Annotated in this window: 24 protein-coding genes and 1 pseudogene; 16 read left to right on the top strand and 9 right to left on the bottom strand. The window is 40.8% G+C overall.

All coding sequences use genetic code 11. From position 1 onward, the window contains the following. Positions 1 to 562: 562 nt before the first annotated feature. Entirely contained in the window at positions 563 to 1,075 is a 513-nt protein-coding gene (gene fldA / locus HCR01_RS15030; RefSeq protein WP_193196960.1) for a flavodoxin FldA, read from the top strand. A 212-nt stretch (positions 1,076 to 1,287) separates the two neighbouring features. Continuing rightward, entirely contained in the window at positions 1,288 to 2,034 is a 747-nt protein-coding gene (locus HCR01_RS15025; RefSeq protein WP_193196959.1) for an alpha/beta fold hydrolase, read from the top strand. 85 nt (positions 2,035 to 2,119) lie between these two features. On the opposite strand, the gene HCR01_RS38675 is transcribed toward HCR01_RS15025, so the two are convergent. Next, complete coding sequence (locus tag HCR01_RS38675) at positions 2,120 to 2,305, bottom strand: isochorismatase family protein (protein WP_226889350.1); 186 nt, start codon at positions 2,303 to 2,305, stop codon at positions 2,120 to 2,122. Between the two features lie 127 nt (positions 2,306 to 2,432). Here HCR01_RS38675 and HCR01_RS15015 point away from each other — a divergent pair, with 127 nt between their 5' ends. The 6 genes from HCR01_RS15015 (at position 2,433) to HCR01_RS14990 (ending at position 8,780) form a co-directional block, all read left to right on the top strand. Further along, positions 2,433 to 2,933, top strand: a complete 501-nt coding sequence (locus HCR01_RS15015; protein ID WP_226889349.1) for a photosystem I reaction center subunit XI — start codon at positions 2,433 to 2,435, stop codon at positions 2,931 to 2,933. A gap of 262 nt (positions 2,934 to 3,195) precedes the next feature. After that, positions 3,196 to 3,468 (top strand): hypothetical protein, encoded by a 273-nt coding sequence (locus HCR01_RS15010; protein WP_193196958.1) that lies wholly within the window; start codon positions 3,196 to 3,198, stop codon positions 3,466 to 3,468. A gap of 51 nt (positions 3,469 to 3,519) precedes the next feature. Continuing rightward, positions 3,520 to 3,765, top strand: a complete 246-nt coding sequence (locus tag HCR01_RS15005; protein ID WP_193196957.1) for a hypothetical protein — start codon at positions 3,520 to 3,522, stop codon at positions 3,763 to 3,765. A gap of 442 nt (positions 3,766 to 4,207) precedes the next feature. Next, on the top strand, positions 4,208 to 5,251 hold the full coding sequence (gene gap, locus HCR01_RS15000) for a type I glyceraldehyde-3-phosphate dehydrogenase (RefSeq protein ID WP_193196956.1): 1,044 nt from the start codon (positions 4,208 to 4,210) through the stop codon (positions 5,249 to 5,251). Positions 5,252 to 6,196: 945 nt separating this feature from the next. Beyond that, complete coding sequence (gene pyk, locus HCR01_RS14995) at positions 6,197 to 7,627, top strand: pyruvate kinase (protein ID WP_193196955.1); 1,431 nt, start codon at positions 6,197 to 6,199, stop codon at positions 7,625 to 7,627. A 148-nt stretch (positions 7,628 to 7,775) separates the two neighbouring features. After that, a complete protein-coding gene (locus HCR01_RS14990) occupies positions 7,776 to 8,780 on the top strand; it encodes a transaldolase (RefSeq protein ID WP_193196954.1) in 1,005 nt (334 codons plus the stop codon). 83 nt (positions 8,781 to 8,863) lie between these two features. Here HCR01_RS14990 and HCR01_RS14985 read toward each other — a convergent pair whose 3' ends face one another. After that, positions 8,864 to 9,055 carry a hypothetical protein gene (locus HCR01_RS14985; protein WP_193196953.1) on the bottom strand — a complete coding sequence of 64 codons (192 nt, stop codon included), beginning with the start codon at positions 9,053 to 9,055 and terminating at the stop codon, positions 8,864 to 8,866. Between the two features lie 732 nt (positions 9,056 to 9,787). After that, the gene (locus tag HCR01_RS14980) at positions 9,788 to 10,147 is read right to left on the bottom strand and encodes a hypothetical protein (RefSeq protein WP_193196952.1); all 360 of its coding nucleotides are present in this window, start codon (positions 10,145 to 10,147) and stop codon (positions 9,788 to 9,790) included. Between the two features lie 98 nt (positions 10,148 to 10,245). Between HCR01_RS14980 and HCR01_RS14975 the strand changes: the two genes are divergently transcribed. Together HCR01_RS14975 and HCR01_RS14970 are read left to right on the top strand one after the other, a co-directional pair. After that, positions 10,246 to 11,463 (top strand): acetate kinase, encoded by a 1,218-nt coding sequence (locus HCR01_RS14975; RefSeq protein ID WP_193196951.1) that lies wholly within the window; start codon positions 10,246 to 10,248, stop codon positions 11,461 to 11,463. Continuing rightward, a complete protein-coding gene (locus HCR01_RS14970) occupies positions 11,439 to 12,092 on the top strand; it encodes a hypothetical protein (protein WP_193196950.1) in 654 nt (217 codons plus the stop codon). The genes HCR01_RS14975 and HCR01_RS14970 overlap by 25 nt, the downstream gene beginning before the upstream one ends. A 4-nt stretch (positions 12,093 to 12,096) precedes the next feature. On the opposite strand, the gene HCR01_RS14965 is transcribed toward HCR01_RS14970, so the two are convergent. From HCR01_RS14965 to HCR01_RS14955, 3 genes are all read right to left on the bottom strand, one after another. Beyond that, the gene (locus HCR01_RS14965) at positions 12,097 to 13,044 is read right to left on the bottom strand and encodes a hypothetical protein (RefSeq protein WP_193196949.1); all 948 of its coding nucleotides are present in this window, start codon (positions 13,042 to 13,044) and stop codon (positions 12,097 to 12,099) included. Further along, positions 13,041 to 13,913: a hypothetical protein gene (locus HCR01_RS14960; protein ID WP_193196948.1), complete on the bottom strand. Its 873-nt coding sequence runs from the start codon at positions 13,911 to 13,913 to the stop codon at positions 13,041 to 13,043. Before HCR01_RS14960 ends, HCR01_RS14965 begins: the two co-directional genes overlap by 4 nt. Positions 13,914 to 14,043: 130 nt before the next feature. Beyond that, complete coding sequence (locus HCR01_RS14955; protein WP_226889348.1) at positions 14,044 to 14,544, bottom strand: hypothetical protein; 501 nt, start codon at positions 14,542 to 14,544, stop codon at positions 14,044 to 14,046. A 411-nt stretch (positions 14,545 to 14,955) separates the two neighbouring features. Between HCR01_RS14955 and fghA the strand changes: the two genes are divergently transcribed. From fghA to HCR01_RS14925, 6 genes are all read left to right on the top strand, one after another. Then, positions 14,956 to 15,816 (top strand): S-formylglutathione hydrolase, encoded by an 861-nt coding sequence (fghA, locus tag HCR01_RS14950; protein ID WP_193196947.1) that lies wholly within the window; start codon positions 14,956 to 14,958, stop codon positions 15,814 to 15,816. 648 nt (positions 15,817 to 16,464) lie between these two features. Next, the gene (gene glgP, locus HCR01_RS14945; protein WP_193196946.1) at positions 16,465 to 18,678 is read left to right on the top strand and encodes an alpha-glucan family phosphorylase; all 2,214 of its coding nucleotides are present in this window, start codon (positions 16,465 to 16,467) and stop codon (positions 18,676 to 18,678) included. A gap of 933 nt (positions 18,679 to 19,611) precedes the next feature. Next, the gene (locus tag HCR01_RS14940; RefSeq protein ID WP_193196945.1) at positions 19,612 to 20,946 is read left to right on the top strand and encodes an alkaline phosphatase PhoX; all 1,335 of its coding nucleotides are present in this window, start codon (positions 19,612 to 19,614) and stop codon (positions 20,944 to 20,946) included. 354 nt (positions 20,947 to 21,300) lie between these two features. Continuing rightward, the gene (locus tag HCR01_RS14935; protein ID WP_193196944.1) at positions 21,301 to 22,095 is read left to right on the top strand and encodes a Tab2/Atab2 family RNA-binding protein; all 795 of its coding nucleotides are present in this window, start codon (positions 21,301 to 21,303) and stop codon (positions 22,093 to 22,095) included. 173 nt (positions 22,096 to 22,268) lie between these two features. Beyond that, the gene (locus HCR01_RS14930; RefSeq protein ID WP_193196943.1) at positions 22,269 to 22,544 is read left to right on the top strand and encodes a ribbon-helix-helix domain-containing protein; all 276 of its coding nucleotides are present in this window, start codon (positions 22,269 to 22,271) and stop codon (positions 22,542 to 22,544) included. A gap of 43 nt (positions 22,545 to 22,587) precedes the next feature. Beyond that, the gene (locus tag HCR01_RS14925) at positions 22,588 to 23,631 is read left to right on the top strand and encodes a WG repeat-containing protein (RefSeq protein ID WP_193196942.1); all 1,044 of its coding nucleotides are present in this window, start codon (positions 22,588 to 22,590) and stop codon (positions 23,629 to 23,631) included. A gap of 237 nt (positions 23,632 to 23,868) precedes the next feature. Here HCR01_RS14925 and HCR01_RS14920 read toward each other — a convergent pair. The 3 genes and pseudogenes from HCR01_RS14920 to HCR01_RS14910 form a co-directional block, all read right to left on the bottom strand. Next, positions 23,869 to 24,174: pseudogene (locus HCR01_RS14920) on the bottom strand (DUF2470 domain-containing protein). Between the two features lie 332 nt (positions 24,175 to 24,506). Then, positions 24,507 to 25,751 carry a bifunctional sterol desaturase/short chain dehydrogenase gene (locus HCR01_RS14915; RefSeq protein WP_193196941.1) on the bottom strand — a complete coding sequence of 415 codons (1,245 nt, stop codon included), beginning with the start codon at positions 25,749 to 25,751 and terminating at the stop codon, positions 24,507 to 24,509. Positions 25,752 to 25,987: 236 nt separating this feature from the next. After that, positions 25,988 to 26,935, bottom strand: a complete 948-nt coding sequence (locus tag HCR01_RS14910; RefSeq protein WP_193196940.1) for a fatty acid desaturase — start codon at positions 26,933 to 26,935, stop codon at positions 25,988 to 25,990. Positions 26,936 to 26,944 lie beyond the last annotated feature (9 nt).

Below are 26,944 nucleotides of genomic sequence, written 5' to 3'. Positions count from 1 at the left end.
GTACCAAACACCTTCTATATCAAGTCTTCTACGAGCTATTCCTATTACTATTCTCAGAAAAAAAGGCTAAATTTCTGACTTTGTGATCTTAGAATCCAAAACCAGGATTCAGCCTCATTGGCGTGGAAAGGTTTATACCATTCTGTAAGTAGCTTTAAGTCTAGCACAAGCTTATTGCAATTAAATAGCAACTTTTAGCCTGAAAGTTCTCCATTAATACAAGCTTTGTCCAGAGCTAACACGACCATGCGCTAGTTTTTCAGAGCATTTTCCAGCTTACAGCATTTACAGCTTTATAAAAGTTTATATAAAATAAGTGCTAAATAATTTCAAGAAGTCTGATAGGATATTGCAAGACTTATTGAGATATATATTCATTAAGCTAGCTATATATCTCAGCTATTTCTAAACTTTCTCAGGAGGTAACGCCATGACAAGCATGGCTGTTCAAACTCCGTAGTCGATTCCCTAGTGGTCAGGGAACACCCGATTAATTAACTTTTCAGGGCGACTTTTGAGCGCTCACGTTGCTCAATCTTAAAACTATTTAGCAGGTGTCAAAATGCCGAAAAACATTGGTTTGTTCTATGGTACTCAAACTGGCAGAACCGAATCTGTAGCCGAAATGATTCGGGATGAGTTTGGTGATAACGTCGTGACATTGCACGACATTTCTCAAGCGGAAACTACTGATTTTGATGACTATGAATGTATCATTATTGGTTGTCCCACTTGGAATATCGGTGAACTTCAAAGTGATTGGGAAGGCTTTTTTCCTGACCTTGATGAAATTAATTTTAATGGTAAAGCAGTAGCTTATTTTGGTGCTGGAGATCAGGCTGGCTATACTGACAACTTCCAAGATGCAATTGGTATTCTGGAAGAAAAAATTTCCCAGCAGGGTGGAAAAACTGTTGGCTATTGGTCAACAGAAGGTTATGACTTTAATGAGTCTAAAGCCGTTAGAAATGGTAAGTTTTGTGGACTGGCAATTGATGATGATAATCAATCTGACTTAACGGATGGGCGAGTTAAGGCGTGGGTTGCTCAGTTGAAGAAAGAATTTGGAATTTAGGTTGTAAAGAGTTTGTAGGAGTAACGCATTGCTCCTACTAAATTGACTCAAAATTTATTAGGATTTACGCAGAAGAGATTCTCCAACATTCCTTAAAAAGGTGGCTTCTCAAATTTTCCCCTTTGTAAGGTGGCTAGAGGGAATCGAGGTTTCAGGTTTTGAGTGCGTAAGTCCTATTAATAATTCATAACTTATGGGTATGGTAGGTGTTTATGTGTGACTCATTTGATGTTCTTTGGTTAAATGCTAGTCCGATTTTGAAGCGCTTTGATAAACCATTGCTTCAATACTTATCTGAGTATACGAGAGTTGCTCAATGGGAATATCATCAAACTAAAGATGAAGCTAGTTCCATAGATAAAGCTGTGGCGCTGCTAGATGAATTTTTAGAATCTTATCCTGACTCGGTGCATTTAGCAGGTCATGGGATGAGTGGTGCGATCGCTTTAACTTTTGCCCGTCGATTTCCCAAAAAAGTGCGATCGCTAACTCTGCTGGCTGTAGCAGCGCAACCTGCAAACACATGGCATGCTCACTACTACTTTCAACGACAATTGTTTAGCATCAGCCGTGAGCAAGTTTTAACAAACAGCGTTCGTAATCTGTTTGGCAATCAACCGCCTCATACTACTAAGAAGTTAGTGGCTGCCTTAGATAAAGATTTAGAGCAATCTCCCTCGCAGCACTCTCTCTTTAAGTTGGTTCATTTACCCAAAGGTGGGGTTTCCATGCCAATGATGGTATGTGGTAGCCAGAATGATCCGGTAGTTGACCCAAATGCATTAAATGACTGGCTAAATTGGTTTAAGCCAGAAGATAATATTTGGGAATACCCAAAAGGTTATCACTTTTTTCACTACTTCTATCCTCAACAGGTTGGCGAACAAATTGTGAGTTTTTGGCAACGCCACCATCTGCGATCACTGGAAGTATCTGCACTGACTTCCAGCAGTTCCTAAAATCCTAAATTTTATGAGGTTAAGAAAAACGACTTAACGCCCTCTGTTCAGCATTTTACTAAACGGATTAATTTTTGTAGTTAAATCAACCGAGCGAAGATTTTTGATTTTTTAGCGATCGCTCTCGATTTTGCTTAGAAAAAGAATAGCACGCATATTGAATCAATACTAGAACGTAACTTAAATCGGCTGCATGACGCACAGTCGGTTCGGTGCCGAACTCTAGAACTACCCCAGTGATCGCAACTACTCCAATGCGGGCATCACGCAAAGCTAAACTGTTTTCACTTGCTGAATGAAAGCAGCACCATTGGGCAATTGTTGAGCAATACCGACCTGCATATCGTAAACAAGAAGATATTTACATTGCAGCCGGATTTGATTTTAAAAATGGTGACATGGTTCAGCCGCCACGGGTAGAACGCCAGACGAATAATCAAGCAAACGCGTTCAACTCTTCTGATTTGACGTTGAAGTTTCTCAGATACTTGCCAATTTACCGCCCTGGTATATCTCCTCTGGCGCGGGGATTGGAAATTGGTATGGCTCATGGTTATTGGCTAGTTGGCCCCTTTGCCACATTAGGTTCATTAGGTTTATTACGCAATTCTAATGCGGCTAACTTATTTGGTTTACTAGCCGCAGGCAGTTTGATTCTTATCCTGACAATTGCTTTTTCAATTTATGGCACTACTAGCTTTGAAAGACAGCAAGAAATCTATCCACGAGTAGCAGCGGTTGCAACAGTTCCCCGTGTTTCACAAACTCTCAACTCTACAGAAAGATGGAGTCAGTTTACTGATGGCTTTCTAATTGGTGGAATTGGTGGAGTAATCTTTGCTTATCTGTTGTTGAATAGTGTTGCTATATTTACTGCGATCGCTATTAACTCGATTTAGTCATTAGTACTGCTCCAAAAGTTGGATGATTAGGCGATCGCACTATTCCAATTATCTCTGCGATCACCTTTCTTCACACCATCCCTTTCTTAAAACTGTCACGAAATCGTACCCTGTACTGTGAAACACCAAAAAGCGAGTTTACGTGACACCAAATCTAGATAATTTAGTTTCGCTCAATCTAGCTAAATAATGTCCTATGCCTGCGGTTAACAGCATTGGACTGCGGGCATTTTTTTAAGTTTGGTGAGGATAAATAATAATGGCTATAATTTTTGCTGCCTTCTGTGCTTGGGTAATGATGATTCTATTTATTTGGAATATTTGGTCAACTTTAAAAAAAGGGATAATTTTCTTAAAAGAGCTGCATGAAATTCCCTGCCATGCTTGCGAATATTTCACTAATGATTACCGTCTCAAATGTACAGTACATCCAAAAAAAGCTTGCTCAGAACAGGCGATTGGTTGTATTGACTTTGAGCTTAAAACTGCTGCATGTAATGCCTGCCAAAAAGGTCGGCGGAAGCCTTGTTAAACTTCTGTAATTAAACAATTCGTTACTGGCAACAAATAAGTATAAATATTTATGTACCAGCATTCTGATTTGCTATCCGAAATATGTGATTTTCTATATCCTCGTAGTCCATACTATGGACAGTTTAAAACAGAGTACTTGGTGTTTAATGCTCATCTCCAAGATTTTTCTCAGCGCGTGAATTACATTTGTAGCCTACAAACTGGTAGTAAACTTTCCCCAGAACAGGCTTACAAACAAATTCATGTTCTCTGGAAACAGTTGAAAAGTGCTAAAAAACAATTAGAAATTCATTAAATCCAATGCCGTCTTCATCCTCAAGGCAATTTAGTATGAAAATCGTTATATTTTTTTACCAATTGATAATTTCGCTACAGAATTAGTTACACATCTGTTACTAATGTTTAAATTGAAGTCTAAACAGGTATAGCTTAATAGTAAGAGTGCCAGTAGTTGCGAAAATTTACTGGAAACCTAAAGCTACTTACTGTTAAGTACTTAATGTAGTGTGAGTACTTGTAATCAACCAAATCCGAGAAGCCTGAAAAGTAAAGTATTCGGGTTTTTGTCACAGATGAACATTGGAAAAGCCAGTCAACCATAAGTTACGACTCAAACCTTAAAAGATGCCAAGCAAATATGCTTTAGCCGACTGAGACTGTCACGATCAGAAAGTAGAAAGTAATTTGATTTTTACCTTTCTCCTTTTGTCCAACTTCCCACAATAGGAGGTTTTATCTTGACTAAATTGAAAGTTGGTATCAATGGATTTGGTCGTATTGGGCGACTTGTGCTTCGGGCTGGCATCGATAACCCCAACATTGAGTTTGTGGGGATTAACGACCTAGTACCACCAGATAACCTGGCTTATTTATTTAAATATGATTCAACTCACGGTAAGTTGAAAAGCAAGGTTGAGGCAAAGGATGACGGTATTGTTATTGATGGACACTTTATCCCTTGTATGTCGGTAAGGAATCCGGCAGAATTGCCTTGGGGACAATTGGGTGTAGATTATGTTGTGGAATCTACGGGTCTTTTCACTGGTCAGGAAGGAGCAACAAATCACCTCAAAGCTGGTGCAAAGCGAGTTGTGATTTCTGCTCCTACCAAAGATCCCGACAAAGTTCCTACTTTACTGATGGGTGTCAATCATCACCTATTTGACCCTAGTAAAGATATCATTGTTTCCAATGCTAGCTGTACTACAAACTGTTTGGCTCCCATAGCTAAAGTCATTAATGATAACTTCGGATTGACTGAAGGTTTAATGACTACAGTTCACGCCATGACTGCTACTCAGCCAACCGTTGACGGCCCTAGCAAAAAGGACTGGCGGGGTGGTCGAGGTGCAGCTCAGAATATTATCCCCTCTTCTACAGGTGCAGCTAAAGCCGTAGCATTGGTTTTACCAGAATTGAAGGGTAAGTTGACAGGTATGGCATTTCGAGTCCCGACTCCTGATGTTTCTGTAGTTGATTTAACTTTTAAGACTGCCAAAGCTACTAGTTATCAGGAAATCTGCGCGGCTATGCAAGAGGCTGCCACAGGTTCACTGGCAGGTATCCTGGGATATACAGATGAAAAAGTGGTATCCACAGATTTTCAAGGTGATACCCACTCCAGTATCTTTGATGCGGGTGCTGGTATTGAACTCAACTCCAACTTCTTTAAGGTGGTTGCTTGGTACGATAACGAATGGGGCTACTCAAATCGCGTAGTTGACCTAATGTTGTCAATGTCACAGAAAGAACGACTCGCCGACGCGGTTGCTGTGGTTTGATTGAGAATTGGGGAATAGAAATTAGAGATTAGAGATTGGGTATTAGGAAATAGGGGAAAAGGTTAAAGGGTAAAGGGCAAAGAGATGTTCTTCCCCTTACCCCTTACCTTTTTCCCAGTCTTTAATCCGCAGTCCCCGGTTTGGGATTTGTAGGACTTACGCACTGAAGCCTGAAACCTAGATCCCCCCTAGCCCACGCCAGTCGCTCCACTTGGGGAGACCCCAAGACCGCGCTGGCTCCCCTTAAAAAGGCTACGGTGTACACACATCTCTGTACAAAACCAAAATCGTTGTAGATCCTCCTAAATCCCCCTTAAAAAGGGGGACTTTGAGAGGTTTTTGCCCCCCTTTTGAAGGGGGGTTGGGGGGATCAAAAGCCTGTGGGGCAACTCTAAAAGACTTGTGTGTACACCGTAGCTTAAAAAGGGGGGAACTTCTAAAGCCCCCTTTTTAAGGGGGTTGGGGGATCTGAGTGCGTAAGTCCTGATTTGAATCAAATGGTAGATACCCTGAAAACAGAATAAAGTAACTTTACTTAAAGTGAGTTCGACAAGCTAAAAAACAGCAGGTAAGTGTTTGAGGTATATATCAAGTGAGGGTTTTGTAGGCAAATAGGTATAGGCAATTAAGACTGCCATTGTTATTTCGGTGGCCGCATTTGTTATTTCGGCGATGCCTACGGCTGGCTACGCCTAGACAATTGCTGATTGCGTCATCCTCAAACAACTTAAGACAAAGACCTTTAAGAGGTTTTACGCGGTAAAATCTGTCCTTCCTTGAGCTGGAGAGGGACAAGCTTAAACTTTAGTTCAAGGCAAGGAGAGGTTTGTCAAACTCACGTTTACTTAGTCAATAAGCAATATCAAGCACATACGCTTTTGGACACCCTAAGCGATCGCTTCAAGCGTCCACGTCGTAAGTTATTCCTAAAATTCCTAAATCCTTATGCGTCGAACCAAAATTATTTGTACTGTTGGGCCTGCTACATCTGCACCTGAAAGGCTACAAGCATTAGTAGAAGCTGGCATGAATATGGCACGGCTGAACTTTTCTCACGGAGCCTATGAATTCCACGCTCAAACTGCTCAGCACCTCAGAAAGATTAGTAATGAGCAACAAAAACCGATCGCCATCATGCAAGACCTGTGTGGCCCCAAAATTCGTTTGGGAACCTTGCCACCAGATGGGCTAACTGTGGAAGCTGGCAGTGAAGTTACTTTTGTTTTGCAAGAGAAAGGCGAGAGTATTGACGAACTACCCCTACCGTTGCCAACTTTGTTTGCAATGGTGCGACCAGGTGAACAAATTTTGATTAATGATGGTCGTGTCAAGTTGATTGTCACCGATCGCGATGCTGATCGAATTCGCGCACAGGTAAAAATTGGTGGGTTAATTTCCACGCGCAAGGGGGTAAACCTGCCAGAAACTCGTTTACCTGTTAGTTCGATCACCGAAAAAGACTTACTAGATTTGCGCTTTGGGATTCAGTTGGGCGTAGACTGGGTGGCAGTATCCTTTGTGCGATCGCCACAAGACTTAGAACCTGCCCAGCGAATGATTGAAGCAGCTGGTGCAAATATTCGCGTCATCGCCAAAATTGAAAGAGCAGAGGCAGTAGAACAGCTAGATGCGATCATAGATGTTGCCGACGGGATTATGATTGCTCGTGGCGATTTAGGGGTAGAAATGCCAATTCATGAAGTACCCCTGATTCAAAAAGACATAATTCACCGTTGCAATCGGGCTGGCAAGCCGGTGATTACAGCCACGCAAATGCTAGAGTCGATGATTAGCGCCCCTGATCCAACTCGTGCCGAAGCAACGGATGTTGCTAACTCTATCTTGGATGGTACTGATGCAGTAATGCTCTCTGGTGAAACTGCTGTGGGAGAATATCCCATCGCCGCTGTCCAGACAATGCATAATATCGCCATGCGGACAGAACAGGCCTTAGATGAAGGTGGTAAACATTCCTGGTGTCATGAAGCAGGTAGTCTTAGCGTCACCGAATCTGTGGCAGAAGCAGTATGTCGCATCGCTTACGAAACAGGCTCACGAGCAATTCTTTGTAATACTTCATCAGGAAGTACAGCGAGACTCGTATCCAAATATCGTCCAAGTACACCCATCATTGCCCTGACCCCGGACGCTACTGCTTACCGCCAGCTAGCACTTTCTTGGGGTGTGGAACCTTTGCTGATCCCACCAGTCCACAATGCAGAAGAAATGTTTACAAATGTGGTGAACACCGTTGTAGACATGGGTTTAGCGAATAAGGGCGATAAGGTGGTGATTACCTCCGGCGTCCCAATTGGTAAAGCAGGAACAACTAGCTTAATCAAAGTGCATTCCATTGGACAGCCAATTTCGGCATAACACACCTAAAATAAGGCTGTGGCTCAAGATAGCCAGAAAACTTGGGCAATGTTTAAGAAAAATTGCCAGAATCAGAATTGAAGGAACAGCAGAGAGTGTGAACATGAGGGAAGTTAGTAAGTCCTAAACAAACATCACGGAGGATTTTATGTCTAAGAGTTTACTAGAACAATTGCGGACAATGACTGTTGTGGTCGCAGATACGGGAGATATTCAGGCTATTGAGAAATTCAAACCCCAAGATGCTACCACCAATCCCTCTCTGATTACTGCTGCGGCACAGATGCCGGAATATCAGGAAATTGTTGATCAAACTTTACTCCAAGCAAAGAAAGATGCAGGAGCCGGCGCCTGCCAAGCACAGGTGGTTTCTCTGGCTTTTGACCGTCTAGCTGTTGCCTTTGGACTGAAGATTTTGCAAATTATCCCTGGTCGGGTGTCTACAGAAGTGGATGCACGCTTGTCTTACGATACAGAAGCTACCATCGCTAAGGCAAGGGATTTAATTGCTCAATACAAAGCGGCTGGAGTTTCCCGCGATCGCGTACTCATTAAAATCGCCTCCACCTGGGAAGGTATTCGCGCTGCGGAAGTTCTGGAGAAAGAAGGTATTCACTGTAACCTGACTTTGTTGTTTGGCTTGCACCAAGCGATCGCCTGCGCCGAAGCTGGTATCACGCTGATTTCTCCTTTTGTCGGACGGATTCTCGACTGGTACAAGAAAGACACCGGACGCGATAGCTACCCAGCAGCCGAAGATCCAGGTGTGTTGTCTGTCACCAAAATCTACAACTACTACAAGAAATTCGGTTATAAAACCGAAGTTATGGGAGCTAGTTTCCGTAACGTTGGCGAAATTACCGAACTGGCAGGTTGTGACTTGCTAACCATTTCTCCATCCCTTTTAGCTGAATTGCAGGCAACGATTGGCGAACTACCACGCAAACTCGACCCTGCCAAAGTAGCAAATTTGTCAATTGAAAAAATATCCATTGACAAGGCTACTTTTGATAAGATGCACACTGCCGATCGCATGGCATATGACAAACTAGATGAGGGTATTAAAGGGTTTACCAAGGCGCTGGAAGACCTAGAAAAACTTCTTGCAGAGAGATTGGCCCGCCTTGAAGGAGAGGTAGTAGTCAGCCATTAAGACTGGATGGCGTATTGCTGTTAGTGGTTAGTGGAACGACCACTAACTACTAGCTATTTGTGCTTGCCTTAAATGTCATCAATTTAGCCTGATGTAAATTGGTCGTCTATATTGCGATCGCCTGTACTGCGATCGCCTATACTGTGGGCGTCTATATTGTGATCGTCTATATTGCGATCGTCTATACCGTGAACGTCTATAAACTGGTCGTCTATAAACTCGGCGTCTATACTCTGAGCGTCTATAGCCTCGTCGTCCATAACGCCTTTGAGCAATTAAAAGTTCTTCAGTGTTACCTCCAACTAAGTTAGTTTCTGCCACATTACTCTGTTCATTGAGATCATTACTTAGAGAAGTATCTTTCGCTTCAGCAAATGAAGCCGGATACACGAAAGCAAATAGCAAGATCACAATTGAGGACAGCTTTCTGAAACCTTTCATGTTTTTGCTTCTACTAAATTTAGGTAATAAGTTTATTAAACACCTTTAAATCAAAGAATTACAGAGTAGACACTTTTTTTTTACATTAATTGAGGTGTTATGAATCATCCAAATCTCTGTGTAATTATCAGTTAGTGTTAATAAAATTTTGTATAAAAACTTGCATAATTTCTGCATTGTGAAACTAAGCAATTTTCACAGATCGTTTATGTTTAGTGCATTAGCTTCAATATTATAGTTTGTATTTTTTGATCGGTAGCACAGTAACTTGATTGACTAAAAAAATTAAAAATTCTTATATCAATTGACACATAAAAGGTAAATGATGATCAAAATAGCCAGAGTATATTGCAGACAATTGACAACTGCCATAAAGCATAGTTTTAATGCATAGTGGCACTATCTTTAGAAATAACTGGGCGATAATAAATTGCTACTACACAAACAAACTCCACATACATTGACTTTATGAAATAATACCGATGCAATTAATGATTGCAACAAATTCTTGGGTAGAAACGTTGCATTGCAACGTCTCTACATGGTCTATCTTGAAGCATCAATCATTAAAACCGCTGCCACTCATACATTAATCTTCCATGACGATCGCGCACAATTTCCCATTGTCCACGACGGTAGTATTGTCCAGAATAACGTCCAGAACGATATCTTCGATAATAATGTCGTCGATTCCGCTGCCTTCCATAGTAATGTTGTCGATTCCGCCGTCTATTGTAATGTCGTCGATTCCGTCGTTGAGTTAGTAAAAGCTCGCCACTTGTACCCTCAACTAAATTTGTTCCTGACTCATGATGCTCATTAGGAACATCATTCAGACTACTATCCTTGGCTTGAGCTAAAGCAGGCGGATAGATAAAGGCTAATAATAGCAACACGATTGAGGATAGCTTTTTGAAACCTTTCACGTTTTTGCTTTTCCTAGACTATTGGTAATAAGTTTATTAATTACTTGAAATTAGTAATTATGTAGTTCAGAGTTCACAAACGTAAGTGATGCAAAAGTATGAAAGTACTCATATTGAATGCCGGATCAAGCAGTCAAAAAAGCTGTCTGTATGAAATCACAGATGAGGCTCTCCCCAACCAAGCACTCCAGCCTCTTTGGCAAGGAAAAGTCAACTGGACTCAAGACCGGGGTGTGGCAGAAATTGAAGTAAAAACAGCGACGGGTGAAACGCTGCAAGAATCAATCTATGGCGATTCCCGACAGGCACACGTTGCCTATATGCTTTATACCCTCAGTCGCGGCGCTACCAAAGTTATCGGTCAGTTGTCAGAAATCGATGTAGTCGGGCATCGTGTAGTGCATGGCGGACAAGATTACCGAAATAGTGTGGTAATTACTGAGGATGTTAAAAAGGCGATCGCTCGTCTGTCTAATCTAGCTCCAGCACATAATCCAGCCGCTTTAGAAGGCATAGAAGCAATTGAGAAAAGCTTGGTGAATGTCACACAAGTTGCAGTATTTGATACCGGATTTCATGCTACTTTACCAGAGGCAGCAGCAATCTATCCCGGTCCTTATGAGTGGATCGAGCAAGGTATCCGTCGCTACGGGTTTCACGGTATTAGCCACCAATACTGTTCTCAACGTGCTGCCCATATTCTCGGTCGAGATTTAGCATCTCTGCGGATAATCACCTGTCATCTGGGTAACGGCTGCTCTTTGGCAGCGATTAAAAACGGTCGCAGTATAGATACTACTATGGGGTTCACACCCCTGGATGGATTAATGATGGGTAGTCGTTCTGGTTCTCTTGATCCGGGGATTCTAATTTACCTATTGCGGCAATCCAATTACTCAGCCGAAAGACTAGACTATGTGCTAAATAAAGCTTCAGGACTACGAGGAATTTCGGGTGTATCCAGTGATTTACCTCAAGTGATTGAAGCGATCGCTCAAGGTAACTACCGCGCCCAACTGGCTTGGGATATCTACGTACATCGTCTGCGGGCTGGGATCGGTGCAATGCTCGCTAGCTTAGGGGGATTAGATGCGTTGGTATTCACTGCTGGTGTGGGTGAACACTCTGCGGGAATTCGCCAAGCCGCCTGTGAAGCCTTCGGATTTTTGGGACTAAAACTTGACCCTGAGAAAAACCAGCAGCAGCCTGTAGATGAGGATATTGCTACCTCTGACTCAGCAGTAAGGGTATTAGTGATTCATACTCAAGAAGATTGGGCAATTGCTCAACAATGTTGGCAACTATTGAAAAAGTAAAAATCAGTAGTTCACAAACTTTTTTAAAGGGAGCAAATGCTAAAAGTTTTGCCGCTATGATTTTAACCCACTCTTATCATAAAGAGGAGCCACCATTTAGAAGTTTATCAGTTTTGAATATAGAAAAAGCTCTGACAATAGCAACACAATTGCAAGCCAAAGAAGGAAAAGTATATCGCAGATTTAAAGAGCCGATAAAATATCTTGAAGCAAGAATTGCAACTGAGAAATGGCTAAAAGAAGAATTCATCAATAAGGGTGGAGAGCCAAAAACTTCTTTTCCTCTCTACATGGTGATTGAAAATTCAACTTGGATAGAAGAAGGATACAACGGTCAGAGTAAGAAAGTACAGATTTCTGTATCTGAATTTGATTCAAAAGAAATTAGCTTCACCTATCCAGACAGCATGGTAAGTTATTGGCTCAGAGACAAAAAACAAGAATCTTTTTACCAACCTGACTATCATGGTCAAGTATTTCGGTTAGATGAAATTCTTCAGATTATAAAAAAGTTTGGGATGCCGATGGAAAAATGGAAGTTTGAAGAAACGAGAAAATACGATATATTTATCGAAGCTCAAATATGGAATGAGCAAGCGATTTTCAATTATCTACAAGATAAAATTTAAATACTTATGAAGACAGTAACCAACGCATAAGACGTTTAGCAACTTGCGACAGTATAAAACTGAAAGCATGTTCTAATAGCGGCCCAAGAAGTGACAAAAACAGCAACAAGAATAAATCAAAATTAGTAGAATTAAGAAAAATACTAGGAGTGAGACAAGTTACTACCCATACAAGCCAATTTAGATATTCAGAGTTAATAGAAGTCCGTCTTTGAAGTTGATTAACAAGTAAGTAACGGATAGTAGCAAATACTATAAATATTCCTAACCAGGCGAGTATTGATAAAAAAACTCCAACTGACTTTACTAAATATAATTTCCAGGCTAAAAACCCAGCAGGAAACAGCGAAGCTAATTCCCAAGCTAGCACGTTTAAGTTAGTTCTAAGATAACTTAATAATTGATCAGTTAGCCAATAATGTGCAGAAACAATTGTCGAACAGTTTGAATTTTGGAGAAAGTCCCTCTTCACTTTGTGAAAGATATCACCATTAAGAATAATCGTGCTTTGCAGAACAATGTCTTGGTCTTCATAATCGACTGAAGCTGATGTATCCTGTCTATAGTAAGAGTTAAAGGTAAGTCCACACTGTAAGGTTGTTTTATCTTGTAATGATTTCCTCAGAAATAATCTTAGAAGATTGACTATAAAAATAACATCAAAAGTTATAATCTTTTTTATGACAATTTCTGGTTCTCTACCTTGCATATCAAGATAATTGCTGAAGCTAGCGCAATACCAAAGAGGAACTAGCAAGCTTGGCGGAATATACAGAGAAGAACCCGTTTTTTGTGCTAGCTGAATCTGTTGTATAACTGTCTCATTTAAGTAAAAACTATACTGTGCTTGCTCAATTTTTAGCTCAAAAGAAGTACCTTGAGCGATTTCTAAAAAAGAAGAAACTATAACATCAGCTTGATTATCTAGCTGTGTACTGTTGGCGTTTATCATCGAGCTATATTAGCAATACCCTTTACCAAATTAATCAGAAAATCCAATGTTCCACGCCACTGTTTTTCTCCAGCAATTACTCCTTCTTTATGTATTTGAATGATCAAATCTTTTGTTTCTTCATCTTCCTCAAATAGTTGTTTATGATAACGACTAATAATATCTCCATCTAATTGCATAACTGTTTGGGCATAAATAATATCAATTTTGGTACTTTGAATATCACCACTATCAAGTGCAGCTTTCAGTTCCGAAATTTTCCGAAGGCTGCGGAGAAATTCATCATGACTAAATAGTTTGCGAATCTCTTTACAATTTTTGAACCAATTTTCTTGATGATTTTTATCGGTTCCATCTGAAAATTGATTGTTCTTATCTTTTTTATCCAAAACAGGAGATGGAGGCGGAAGTATCGGCTCAGCTAACTGCACGTATTTTTCATCACTTTCAACTATCTTTCCTTTCGTTGCCTTCAAATATTCAAGGCGTTCCTGATATCTTCTTACTCTATCATCCTGTGGATTATAAAACTCTGAATCTTGATCGAGATAGTTATCGAGGAGAATGTAAAAATATTCTCTTTCAAGTTGTTCAAAAAGACTTTTATAACGTTTACGTAAGTTTTGACCTTGAAGGCCTTCTTCGGGAATATTTTTTATATCAAAGTAGTCTTTATCATTTATGGAATAAATTTCTTGATATGCTTTCCAAGCATTAAACTTTGCACCTGTAATCTGATCTACAACCATTGTATTTACTTCTAAGGCTGTGATGTCATCGAGTAGTGTCTTTACAGATTTTACTAAGTTATCTAATAATTCTTGAGCTTGAGCTTGAGTCTTATTAACTTTATTAACCTTATTAACCATAGTGATACGCCTTTAAGTTCTGACTAATCTGGTTGTAGTATCGTGTTCGATTTCAAAACATATCCCAAGTAACCTCTAGCTAGGCTACTTTTGCTGTAGGTGGTTTAGTTGGAATCTAATTAACTAAGGCTTAAGGTTTATTAATTGTAGATTGTTGTGAATTTTTACGAGATTTAAGAACTTCTATAAGAATTTCATACAACTTCTGCACACTTTCTATATTCTTTTTAATGATCTCTCGACTTTCTTTAACTTGACTTAAATGAAATTCACGAAGTTCTGCATAGGGGCCAGTACCAATAAATTGATTACCAACTTCATTTGTTATGGTGCCATCAATTAGATTAATTACGGTATACATACGATTACCTGGTTTGGCTATTTCTTGCTCATTTTGTGGTTCGTTGTCTAACTGATTAGATGGCTCTGGAACCCAAGTAGTAATTTCTAACTCAATAACATCAACTATGGCTATTTTGATAGCATCAATAGCATCCTCAACATTAAATCCTTTTTTATCATTGATTTTCTCTTTAAATTTCAAACTTGCTTTGCTAGCTTGACCATTATACTCTTTGTTTTCGCTAGCTTGACCATTAATTTCCGTGTTTTCCCTAACAGTATTTACCATGAGATTTTGAAGATGATAGGTTTAAATAAGAACAAAATCTTATTTTAGTCGATGTTGAAAGTTATACTAGCTTTACTTAATAAAAGTAAGTAAAGTTTAAACAAATTAAGGAAAGTTAGCTAAAAAGTCCGAAAAACAAGCGCATAGCACCGTGTTCAGTGTTTCAGACTTGCTGCTACTTCTCTATGTCCACAGCGCTGGCTTCCCAACCTACTAGCTAAAAATTGATTGCAGTGATATACCTAATACCTACTACTTCTTTAGGGAGTAAGTGTAGGTTTCTCAGTGACTCTTCAATGAAGACATTGACTGAGCTTTAAGATCATCAACGCTTTTTTTCAGGTAAGCGTGAGACTTTTGCTGATCAAGTTAAAATAGCCACGCTACTGAATTTTACTAATCGCTAAATAAATGACTAATCTTAGCCTCATCTCTGAATATAAAAGCTTTGGTGGCAAAGTTGGCTTTTACAGTCATCTCTCCTCAATTTGTAACTGTGAAATGCGCTTTGCTGTCTATCAACCACCGCAAGCAATTCAACAGCCAGTACCAGTTCTATATTTTCTTTCTGGTTTAACTTGCACTGAAGAGAATTTTATGGCAAAGGCGGGGGCGCAACGCTTTGCGGCTGAGTACGGCTTAATGCTGGTTGCGCCAGATACTAGTCCTCGTAACAGGGGGATTACTGGTGAAGATGATGATTGGGACTTTGGTACAGGTGCGGGCTTTTATGTTGATGCTACAGAAGAACCGTGGCGATCGCACTACCAAATGTATAGTTATATTGTCCACGAATTACCTGCTTTAATTGCTGCAAACTTCCCAGTGCAACCGGACAAACAAGGTATTTTCGGTCACTCAATGGGGGGACATGGGGCGTTAGTTTGTGCAATGAGAAACCCCAAGTTATACAAATCAGTATCAGCCTTTTCTCCTATCACTGCACCTATGCGTTGTCCTTGGGGACAAAAAGCATTCAGTGGTTATCTTGGCAGTGATCAAGAAAGTTGGAGAGCTTATGATGCTAGTGAATTGGTTAAGCAACTAGGTTATCACAGTCTAATTCTCATTGATCAAGGAACTGCTGATAAATTTTTAACTGAGCAATTAATGCCAGAGGTATTTGAACAAGCTTGTGCAGATGTTAATCAACCGCTTAACTTGCGTTACCAAGAAGGCTACGACCACAGTTATTATTTCATCGCTAGTTTTATTGAAGATCATATCCGCCATCATGCGATCGCTTTAGGAGTTACTGTAATTCTTTGTTAATAAATATGGGGTTTGTAAAAATAATAGAAAAATTGGCGTTGCTGATTTCATGTATAAAAACGATTGTGCATGACATCAAAATCCTTGTAGAGACGTTGCATTGCAACGTCTCTACATCTGGATTCATAACGCAATTCAGCAACGTCGAAAATTGTTGTCATTGACGTATACTCCTATCCCGGCATAAGAATACCTAATTTCTTTAACGTTCGCTTAGCGTGCCGGAGGCATACCGCAGAGGCCCAGCAAAAAGTCGGAGCGCCGGCGAACTGAACTTTTCAAGACAGAGGACACAGAGGAAGAGAGGAGAGGGTAATCTTTTACCAAGTCAGAACTGACCTCTAGCAAGACCTATGCATAATTTTGTTTGCTTGGTGCTAACTATTAAATAAATATTAACAACAAAATAAATAATTTAAATTAATGTCAACGAATTTGATATAAAACAATCTCAAACTTGTCTAGAAAGCAGGGATAATTAGAAGACAAAAACGATAAGAGCCATTATCTTGAATAAGGTTTGATGTCGCTAAACTGCTCGACTTCAGGGGAGAATTCATAAATGAAAACTCCGGCGTTGTAAACCTGAAAAGAAATTGATTGGGAGCAGAATAGAGAGCAAGTTAAGAGAGAGGACGTAGATTTAGTATGGCTAATACCAGTGCAATCACCCCAGCACAGCGCTTGAGTGAAAAGTTACCTTTGCCGCTCAAGCGCTTAGCAGATTTGGCTTATAACTATTGGTGGAGTTGGAGTGGCGATCGCATCTCCTTATTCCAAACGATTGATCCCCAAGAATGGCAACGCTGTGGACACAACCCAGTAGCAATATTAGAGTCTGCAAGCTATGAGCGCCTCACCCAATTAGCGGAAGATCCATATTACCTAAAGCAGATTTCTGCGTTAGCGCGTGAGTTTGATCAATACATTACCCAGAAAGATACTTGGGTAAGTCGAGTTGCACCGCAAGTATCTGCATCCCGTCCCATTGCTTACTTTTGCGCTGAATTTGGCATTCATGAATCCCTACCCGTTTACTCTGGTGGCTTAGGTATTCTGGCTGGGGATCATCTCAAATCATCTTCAGATTTGGGTGTACCGATGGTTGGTGTCGGTTTATTGTATCGTCAAGGTTACTTTCGCCAACGCTTGAACCGTCAAGGCTGGCAAGAAGATTACTACATTGACAACCCCTTCCAGCAGATGCCCCTGGAGTTAATTAAAAATGAGCAAGGGGAACCGCTGACAATCCAGCTACAAGTTCGTCAGCGGTCGGTGAAAGTGCAAATCTGGCGCGTGCAAGTTGGGCGAGTCAGTCTATATTTATTAGATAGCGATCGCCACGACAATGATCCCATCGACCGTTGGCTAACTGGACACCTATACGGTGGTAACTTAGAAACCCGCATCGCCCAAGAAGTCGTCTTAGGAATTGGTGGTGTGCGTGCTTTGGATGCTTTGGGAATTCAACCCTCTGTCTATCACCTCAACGAAGGACACGCCGCTTTCTGCACTTTAGAAATTGCCCGTTTAGAAATTGAGCGGACTGGCAAATCTTTCTACGACATTGAAGCCAAAGTACGGAACAGTTGTGTATTCACTACCCATACCCCCGTTCCCGCCGGTCATGATGTCTTCTCTCCCGATTTAATCGACTCCTTCTTTGCTAGTTACTGGCCACAATTGCGACTTTCCCGCGAGCAATTTTTGGCATTGGGTGCAAGGCGACTAGGCGATCCTTGGGAACCCTTTGGGATGACTGTTTTAGCATTGCGGATGTCTCGTGCTTGTAACGGCGTGAGTGAATTGCACGGTCAGGTTTCCCGTAAAATGTGGACAATTCTCTATCCGCAGCGATCGGAAGATAAAGTACCAATTGGTTACATCACCAATGGCGTTCATGCTCCCACTTGGACTGCACCCCTGCTCGGTGACTTATATAACCAGTATTTGGGAGAAGACTGGAAAACTCGCGCCGTTGATCCCAAGATGTGGGCGAAAATTGACGAGATTCCCGATGAGGAACTGTGGTCGCGCCATCTCATCCTCAAAGAACGACTCATTGCCTACACCCGCTATAAAATCAAGAAATCACGGGAGTTGCGTGGCGAAAGTTACGAACTAATTAAAGCAACTGAAACCCTACTCAATCCCAATGTATTGACTATTGGATTTGCCAGACGCTTTAGCCCTTACAAACGTGGGGATTTAATTTTGCGTGATGCACAACGGGCGCTGAAGATTTTTGGTAATGGTCAACGTCCAGTACAGATTATCTTTGCAGGTAAAGCCCACCCAGCCGATGAAGAAGGTAAGCGGATTATCCAGCGCTTGATGGAGTGGTGTCACAACTCCGGGATTATCAACCGAGTCGCGTTTATTGAAGACTATGATATTTACACTGGTCAAAAACTGGTGCAAGGTGTAGATGTTTGGCTGAATAATCCTCGTCGTCCTTTGGAAGCGTCTGGTACAAGTGGGCAAAAAGTCTGCTTCAACGGTGGGATTAATTGCAGCGTTTTAGATGGCTGGTGGTGTGAAGGCTACCAAGCTGGACAAGATGGTAAAGGAATTAACGGCTGGGCTATTGGCGAAGATGCTCACACCAGTGACCAAGAATTGCAGGATCGGATTGATTCGCGATCGCTATATCAGCTGTTGGAAGAAGAAATTGTTCCCCTATACTATGACCAAGATGCTCAAGGCGTTCCCCACCGCTGGGTGCAAATGATGAAGGCGTCGATTAAGACAAATGCACCGTTGTTCAACACAGACAGGATGATTGCTGACTATGTTTCACAGGTGTATGTCCCGGAGATTTCTAAGAGTGTAGAACCGATTTTAGCCAAAGTTCTGCTCTAGAGCATCTTACTCATTTAATTTGCATAATTTGCTTTATGCCTCTCAAGAGCAAAGCTGGAGACTCCGGCTTTGCTCTTAAAAATATTTACAAGAAGTCTAGTATGTTAGCGATCGCGTAATACCGATTCAATTAATGATTGCAACAAATCCTTTAGTAGAGACGTTGCAATGCAACGTCTCTACATGGTCTATCTGTCACATTCTTTCTTTAAATTGGTATAACGCATCCTACTGGCGTGGCACAGCTAAATTAGTGCATTAAATGTAGGTTGCGTTGAAGAACGAAACCCAACATTAATTGGGGTGTTGAGTCGAAGCATAAAACCCAACCTACAAAATCTCGGAACTTCGTGCTCAGAACTCGGAACTTCGTGTTCGGAACTCGGAACTTCGTGCTCAGAACTCGGAACTTCGTGTTCGGAACTCGGAACTTCGTGCTCGGAACTCGGAACTTCGTGTTCGGAACTCGGAACTTCGTGTTCGGAACTCGGAACTTCGTGCTCAGAACTCGGAACTTCGTGCTCGGAACTCGGAACTTCGTGCTCAGAACTGCAAATTCGATGAGAGCCAAGGGTGATGTAAAAAACAAAAAACCTATATTCTAAATGTAAAAAACCAAAGAACTATATTTCTTTAGCAAATAAATATAGTTCTTCTTTAGTTAAATTGATTTTTAACTTGTATTAAATAAATATTGTTTTTCTAGTTACTAAATAACTATCTAAACCTACCTTTGCAAGCCTTTTTTATCTATCACCAAGCTTTATTTTGTAGGATAATCTGAATCGTCATAGTATAAATCTGCCTTGTTTAGCGAAAAATTTTAAAAAATTAATCTTTTATTTAATAATCCTAAGTTAAATCAAGCATTACCCAAACTTAATCGAAATCAAATAATTTCTTCTAAGCATTTTATGTAGCCAAAACACCCTAATGAAATTATCACGACGTAAATTTTTTGTATTAGCAGGTACGAGTGCTGCTGGCACTGTGCTAATGTCTCCTTTAGAAGGTCTTTATGCCAGCAATGCTAAAGGCAAACGTGTATTTGGTAAAGGTTACGGAGAACTTGTAAAAGATCCCAATGGCTTGTTGGATTTACCACCCGGATTTCAGTATCGTGTTTTCTCTCAAAGAAACGACCTGATGAACGATGGTACTCTAGTGCCGGGTGGTCATGATGGGATGGCAGCTTTCCGGGGCCGCGGAAATACAGTTATCTTAGTTCGCAATCACGAACTTAGTCCTAATTCAAGTACACAACTTAAAGGGCCAAATCCCTACGACCCTTTTTGCAAAGGTGGCACAACAACTCTGGTTGTTGGACGCGATCGCCAGCTAATTAAACATTACACTTCCCTAAGTGGAACTTATCGCAACTGTGCAGGTGGGCCAACTCCTTGGGGTTCATGGATTAGCTGTGAAGAGAATACCTCTACTCCAACTTCAGCACCGCTGGGTGATCCAAACTATGTCTCGCAGTTCCACGGCTATAACTTTGAAGTTCCAGCTAGCGCTACTAGTCCTGTAAAGCCTGAGCCTTTAGTCGCTATGGGACGATTTAATCATGAAGCTGTTGCCGTAGACCCCAAAACCGGAATTGTTTATGAGACGGAAGACCGGGGAGATAGCCTATTCTACCGTTTCATCCCAAAAGTACCTGGTAGATTGAAAGAAGGAGGCGTCCTTGAAGCTCTAAGAATTGTTGGTAAACCTCAAGCAAACACCGCTACAGGTTTTGAATTGCGGAAGCCAATGAAAGTAGACTGGGTAAAAATTCCTCAGCCAAACCCACTTGACGAAGATAATGTTAGATTTCAAGGTTTTGAGTTAGGTGCTGCTCAGTTTGTGCGTGGAGAAGGTATTTGGTACGGCGATGGCGAAATTTACTTTTGCTGTACAAGTGGTGGTGCTAAAGAGCTAGGTCAAGTCTGGCGCTACATTCCCAAAAAAGAGACAATCGAACTATTTGTAGAGTCTACAGATGTAAACGAACTCGATAGCCCTGATAACATAGTTATCTCACCCTACGGCGATCTCATCCTCTGTGAAGATGGAGATGACCAACAATTCTTAGTTGGTGTGACTCCCAAAGGTGAACTCTATCAATTCGCGCGTAACGCCTTTAATACAAGCGAATTTGCAGGGGCCTGCTTCTCGCCTGATGGTCAGACTTTGTTCGTAAATGTTCAAAGTCCTGGTACTACTTTCGCAATCTGGGGGCCTTGGAGGAGAAATTACAAAGGCTGGGGCCGGGGTAACTGGTAACATCAAGTTTGTATACCTCTTGCATCCTTAAAATACCGATTCAAGATTAAACAACAGCTTATTTCTCTACATTTTTGCCCAAATTGGAAGCTCTCGTCGCTTACTTGTACTGGCAGATGATGAGAAGATAGAACACAGATCAATACTGTCTTAAAAAGTCTGAGTACTGAAAACTGGCGCTCAGACTTTCCGTTGATGTACACAGATAGATAAAATCAGCCTATGTGTCTTGAAAAGTTTCCTAGGTTGGGAAACCCTCCTACAGAACTTTTCGCTTCGCTGTCTTAAAAAGTTTTGCGCTCCTGTTACCCGGACGCGCAAACTTTTCGCTGTGTTTATCTGTGGTTTTAACTCATGAAAATTTGGCAAGCTGATTTTTATCGTAGTCCGTTGCAGGATGCAGCAGGGCAGACATTATGGGAGTTGTTGATTTGTGATCCGACTCGCAGCTTTGAGTATGCAGCGACTTGTCCGCAATCAGCAGCAAATTCGAGTTGGGTTGCAGCTCAACTTGAGCTAGCAGCTGGTGAAACACTCCCAGATATAATTCAGGTGTTTCGTCCTCAGTCTTTGAGTTTAATTGAATGGGCTGGGCGCAATTTGGGTATTAATATCGAACCAACCCGCCGTACTTTCGCATTGAAGCAGTGGTTGCAGGAAAAGCAATATCCTTTCGCGCTAGAGAAACCACCACCAGCACCATTACCAGAAAATCTCTGGGGAGAACAATGGCGGTTTGCAACTTTAGCGGCTAGTGATGTAGAAACAAGATTTAGCGATCGCCCCATTCCTCATTTACACATGCCAGAATTTCTTAAACCCATGAATATGGGTTTGGCGTCAACAGTACCCATCCCCGGCGTCGTCATTTATGGTGGACGGCAATCGATGCCTTTAGCACGATGGTTGCATCAAGCTCGTCCCGTGGCGTTAAATTACATTTCTGGTGCCCCAGATGGCTTAGTATTAGAAGCTGGTTTAGTGGATAGATGGATAGTTGCCACGTTTGAAGATCCAGAAGTTACAGCCGCAGCCAAAATGTATGAACAGCGAAAACAATTAAGTCGAGGATTACACTTTTTGTTAGTGCAACCTGATGATTCGGGCATGACATACAGTGGCTTTTGGTTGCTACGAGCAGAAGATTAAGCAAGTGTACAGTGAATAAGTTTTTGCAATGGTTGGGGTATGCTTAAACTAAGTAAGTTGTCTTTGTTGAGCTTCGCTAACGTGCCGCTACGCTAAAACACTAAAAAGCCTGCCTAACCTTTTTCAAAATGGGATGCACTCATCTCAATTAACAATTAAGGAAATTATATATTATGGAAAACATGGTTTTTGTCAAAGATTTGGTATTACCATCTGAGCTTTTAGAAGCAGCTGACAAAGCTGTAAAAGAAGGAAAAGTTATTAGTCGCAGTGAGTTAATTGCCAGGGCTTTACGTCGAGAATTAGCAGCGATGAAACGCCCAGAAATTGATGCAGAATTAGCAGAAATGCTTAAAGACCCTGAGTATCACACACAAGTCTTACAAATGGAAGCTGAATTTGCAACTGCTGCTTTTTCAGCTTTGTTATTTGATTCGCAAACCGTTTGATTTTTATAAAAATGTGAATTCGCAAGACTCTAAAGCGCTAAAGATGAACCGAACTATTTTATCTTTGATTTTTTTGGCTATTTTAAGTGGAATAACTGGAATTTATCAGCAGCAAATGCAGGCAATAAATATCCCTGAAAAACATAAGCAAATATCAAATCCTTCATCGGAGAATAAGCCTATGTCAAATCCACTTTTTCGGATTATCAAGAATGGCAAATATGGTTTTATCGACCAAACTGGAAAGATAGTTATTGAACCGCAGTTTGATTTGGCTTGGAATTTTATCGATGGACGATCGCAGATCAAGCTTGATGACAAATACGGCTATATCGACGAAATGGGAAAAAAAGTGATTCCGCCGCAATTTCGTTTAGCTTATGCCTTCTCCAATGGATTAGCATTGGTATTAATTGATTATAAACATGGTTACATCGACACCAAAGGGAAGATAGTTATTAAACCGCAGTATGATCAAGCTTTAGCTTTTAATCAAGGACTAGCAGCAGTTCAAATTGATGAAAAATACGGTTATATAAATCCATCTGGAAAGATAGTTATTAAACCACAATTTGATAGTGCAAGGCATTTTTATGAAGGACTATCAGCAGTTCAAATTGGCAACAAATGGGGCTATATTAACTTCAATGGTAAGTTAGTTATTAAACCACAGTTTGATGAAACTTTGAGATTTTCTGAAGGGTTAGCAGCAGTTCAAATTGGCAATAAATGGGGCTATATTGACAAAACAGGCGCAATGGCAATTGAACCGCAATTTGAACAAGCTTGGGAATTTACCGAAGGATTAGCAGTAGTGCAAATTGGCGATAAATGGGGTTATATCGCCAACAACGGGCAGATAGCAATTAAGCCACGCTTTGATAGAACAACAAGTTTCTCTCAAGGGATAGCTGCTGTCAAAGTTGGCGATAAGTATGGTTATATTAATACCAATGGTAAAATAGTCATTCCGCCTCAATTTGATTTAGCTCTTAATTTCACTTCTGGGTTGGCATTAGTCTATGTTGGTGGCAAAGCTGGCTACATCAACAAAGTGGGACAGTTTGTATGGTATCCCACAAATTGAGCGATCGCTTACAGGTATCACCAAAATAAATGATCAAAGTTTTTTCGTAAACTAATTGAGCGTCTGTATTAATTTCGCTGCTTAAAACACATTCACTTTCCATATTATTGCAGCTGAGCGTAATTCAGCATAGTTACCCAATCATGCCATAAATAGGTAACTTTTAATACTCCCATCAATTAGGGTTTTTAAAGTATCAATACACAAAACAAAGTTAAAACTAAGCTAAAGCGATTTTTACTTAGCCTTAACCCGCGCCTGCTTTACCATCGCAATTAGCGTTTGATGAGCATCTTCCGCGTCTGCTAAGACGTGATCAAACTGAATACGAATTGGCACAGCTTCCCCATTTACATCTGCTGTTAAATCCATGCCTTCAGAATCAATTGCCAGCATTTGTGCTGCGATGTCTTCGACGGGTTACGCCTACGCATCCGTTGCACCACCAAAAGCTTTAGCATAAAGAACTATGGCATCAGCATGATCTTCATTCATGTGGTTGCAGATGCGCGAACTAATTTCAGCAGAGAAATTTTCAGACATTGTGAGATTAAAAGTTAACAATACAATAACTGCTTAAATTCTAAGGCAACTTGGCGTTATGCGGTTGTAAATACTCTACAGGCAAATTGAGAAAGTCAAATGCCTAAATGCTTATTGAATTAGACTTGATACAAGTATTTTATCCCCTACTCATTGAGTAGACTCGCCTTGAAAGCCTATTTACATTATTTTTTGTGAATGCTACTCATGGAGTCTCTTGCAAAAGTCAATTTTTGGGAAATTAAACCACAAATAAACACTGATGAACACCGATTAATTATCTGTGTTTATCTATGGTTCCTTTTTCGCATATTCGCATTTTTGCAAGAAGTTTATTGACTCTTCGCTGTCTTGCTAAAAATTCGATAATATAACCACGTACTAGTTTCCTTTAAAGGAAAAAGTATATAGGTAAGAGGATTAATTGTCACAATAATATTGCGGTAGTCTCGTCGTGCTAAAAACAGGATGGCACGAGCTACTTGCTGTGCTGACATTACTCCATAAGGATTGAGTTGGCTCTTAAACGGGCCGAGGATTAACTTACGAATTACACAATTTCCATCCAACCGTTTTAAGGTGACAATCTCCCCAAGCGCTCGTTTGCTGAGTTCATAAAGCGGACTAAGTGCTGGGGACACCTCAGCCTCAGAAGTGTTAACCCAGATTTCCTTAGTTGCCTTTGCCTGTGGCCCTGTTACAGTTGTCAAAAATAAATCCATCAACCGCAATGCTGAAAAAGTATTCACCTCATAAGAAGAGTTAATTGCTTGCGGTGTGCGACTAGCGTAGACATTTACTCCGTGATTGATAATCAAAATATCAATTTTCTCTAAACTATCCCTCAGTTCGGCTTCATTACCTAACTGCCAAGGAATCACCTTCACCCCAACTTGCTCTACCAATTTTTCTGGATTAGTGGTTAAAGCGACGACTTTAGCATTATTCTTTAAAAGTTCAGTAGCCAAAGCTTGCCCTAAAGCACCTGATGCTCCGGTTAAAGCGATTGTTTTACCCTTAAGTGATAATCCAGTTCCCAGAATTTTATCCACTAGGGGAAAGACTCCACTGTAATAAGCGTTGACATCATCAAAATGATGTCGCCAATGGTAAGAACGATTCACCCACCAAACGGATGGAGTTGTTTCTAAAGGGCCAGGTAAATGGTTGTAATCTGTATCAATTGTTCCTAGGATATATCGTTGGGATGCACCAAACAAGAAAGTGCAAGCATAAGCTACTCCCAACCATAACCCCATTTGCTGCACAACTAAGGCAATTACTATCAATACCACTACCAATAGACTTGACTCTAAAATGTCGTGATAGAGCTGAGAATCTTGGTACGCTTTTAGGGAAACTATCGATAAATCCCGGCGATACGCCATGTGGTGCTTATTATGCCATTTAGCCAGCCAACTGACTTGATGACACAAAGCATGATAACTGTCTCTTAAGACTTCAGCGAGCAAAAGTGAAAATAATCCCCAACTAGCAAACTGCAAGCAGGTATTTACTAAAACCCAATCAATCTGTAATTTTGCTTCAATCTCAATCAATTCAGCTAGTATCTTCATGACGTTTGTCTAAACCGATTTTTCTTAATCATTCTTCATAATCTTATAAAGGTGCATTAAGGTCGAGTCTATGGCAAACAAAAATCAAAGAAAATAGTAAACAGATGACAGGGGATAGACGAACGGGGAGTAGAGAAGGATAGTAAAGTTTCTTTATTACCAACGCCAGCAATTTTATGTGTATCCTAATTACGAATTACGTAGCTTGCTTCTCGCGCCTTGGCGAGTGTTACGAATTACGAATTAGTTATGATATCCCAGTTTACTTTTATATAGCCAGGTTCTATATGGCTAAAGCGTTGACTCAACAGCTGATGTGCTTTTGGTAGGGTGTGGAACGGAATTGATGCATACAAATGATGCTCTGCATGAAATGGCATATTCCACATAAAAAATCGCACAGGCCAAAGGGTTAGAGTTGTGCGCGTATTCGTGAGCAGATTAGCATCAAGAGTACAACCTGTATGTTCTGCCAGCAGAATAAAACGGAGAATCGGTTGACCTACAAGGAGTGGTAGCAGCCAATAGAGGAAAAACCAAGGCTGACTAACTGCAATTGAAATGGCGATCGCAGCAGCATAAATACTTAATTGCCAACGTGTGGAGCGAATAACTTCGGCTCGTGCTGCTTCTGGTACAAATGGAAAATCGTCAAATTGACTAGTTGCAACCTGAAAATGCCCATGTACTTTACCCCACCACCACGGTAAACCGCTAATTATCAACAAGTATTTGCCCAGGTTGCTCGGCTTGGGATCGGTCAGTTCTGGATCTTTGTTAGGAACGCGAGTGTAACGGTGATGCCACTTATGATAACGGCGAAAAAACGTGCTGTTGTAAAATGAGAGCAAGCCGGAAAACCAAGCCACAGCTTCATTCAAACGATTGTTAGCGAAAGCCGTTCTATGAACAGATTCATGCATTGGTGCAAACATCGAAGCCAGACTGAAGCCGTAGATTACCAGTGCTGGTATAGCCACCGACCAATTGCCAAAATTCGTTGCCCACAGATAGCCACTGCAACTCATAACTGTAAGATGCAAAGCTAGTTGAACCAGCCCTTTGGTATTGGAGCGATCGTTTAGAAGACTTAATTCCTGTACAGTGAGAATCTGACAGAGGTTTTGCTTGTTATCAGCTTTGTGTTCCAATAATTCAGATTGAATAATTGCCTCATTAAACATAATTTTTAA

It is taken from the genome of Nostoc sp. MG11, assembly GCF_014904695.1.
Taxonomy (GTDB): domain Bacteria; phylum Cyanobacteriota; class Cyanobacteriia; order Cyanobacteriales; family Nostocaceae; genus Komarekiella.
Note: the sequence above shows the minus strand (reverse complement) of the source record. Positions and strands in the feature narration are given on the sequence as shown.

Bases quoted from the DNA above. Each gene is read 5' to 3' on its own strand.
- fldA (WP_193196960.1), top strand. From the start codon at position 563: ATGCCGAAAAACATTGGTTTGTTCTATGGTACTCAAACTGGCAGAACC.
- HCR01_RS15025 (WP_193196959.1), top strand. From the start codon at position 1,288: ATGTGTGACTCATTTGATGTTCTTTGGTTAAATGCTAGTCCGATTTTG.
- HCR01_RS15015 (WP_226889349.1), top strand. From the start codon at position 2,433: ATGGTTCAGCCGCCACGGGTAGAACGCCAGACGAATAATCAAGCAAAC.
- HCR01_RS15010 (WP_193196958.1), top strand. From the start codon at position 3,196: ATGGCTATAATTTTTGCTGCCTTCTGTGCTTGGGTAATGATGATTCTA.
- HCR01_RS15005 (WP_193196957.1), top strand. From the start codon at position 3,520: ATGTACCAGCATTCTGATTTGCTATCCGAAATATGTGATTTTCTATAT.
- pyk (WP_193196955.1), top strand. From the start codon at position 6,197: ATGCGTCGAACCAAAATTATTTGTACTGTTGGGCCTGCTACATCTGCA.
- HCR01_RS14990 (WP_193196954.1), top strand. From the start codon at position 7,776: ATGTCTAAGAGTTTACTAGAACAATTGCGGACAATGACTGTTGTGGTC.
- HCR01_RS14975 (WP_193196951.1), top strand. From the start codon at position 10,246: ATGAAAGTACTCATATTGAATGCCGGATCAAGCAGTCAAAAAAGCTGT.
- HCR01_RS14970 (WP_193196950.1), top strand. From the start codon at position 11,439: ATGTTGGCAACTATTGAAAAAGTAAAAATCAGTAGTTCACAAACTTTT.
- HCR01_RS14965 (WP_193196949.1), bottom strand. From the start codon at position 13,044: ATGATAAACGCCAACAGTACACAGCTAGATAATCAAGCTGATGTTATA.
- HCR01_RS14960 (WP_193196948.1), bottom strand. From the start codon at position 13,913: ATGGTTAATAAGGTTAATAAAGTTAATAAGACTCAAGCTCAAGCTCAA.
- HCR01_RS14955 (WP_226889348.1), bottom strand. From the start codon at position 14,544: ATGGTAAATACTGTTAGGGAAAACACGGAAATTAATGGTCAAGCTAGC.
- fghA (WP_193196947.1), top strand. From the start codon at position 14,956: ATGACTAATCTTAGCCTCATCTCTGAATATAAAAGCTTTGGTGGCAAA.
- glgP (WP_193196946.1), top strand. From the start codon at position 16,465: ATGGCTAATACCAGTGCAATCACCCCAGCACAGCGCTTGAGTGAAAAG.
- HCR01_RS14940 (WP_193196945.1), top strand. From the start codon at position 19,612: ATGAAATTATCACGACGTAAATTTTTTGTATTAGCAGGTACGAGTGCT.
- HCR01_RS14935 (WP_193196944.1), top strand. From the start codon at position 21,301: ATGAAAATTTGGCAAGCTGATTTTTATCGTAGTCCGTTGCAGGATGCA.
- HCR01_RS14930 (WP_193196943.1), top strand. From the start codon at position 22,269: ATGGAAAACATGGTTTTTGTCAAAGATTTGGTATTACCATCTGAGCTT.
- HCR01_RS14925 (WP_193196942.1), top strand. From the start codon at position 22,588: ATGAACCGAACTATTTTATCTTTGATTTTTTTGGCTATTTTAAGTGGA.
- HCR01_RS14915 (WP_193196941.1), bottom strand. From the start codon at position 25,751: ATGAAGATACTAGCTGAATTGATTGAGATTGAAGCAAAATTACAGATT.
- HCR01_RS14910 (WP_193196940.1), bottom strand. From the start codon at position 26,935: ATGTTTAATGAGGCAATTATTCAATCTGAATTATTGGAACACAAAGCT.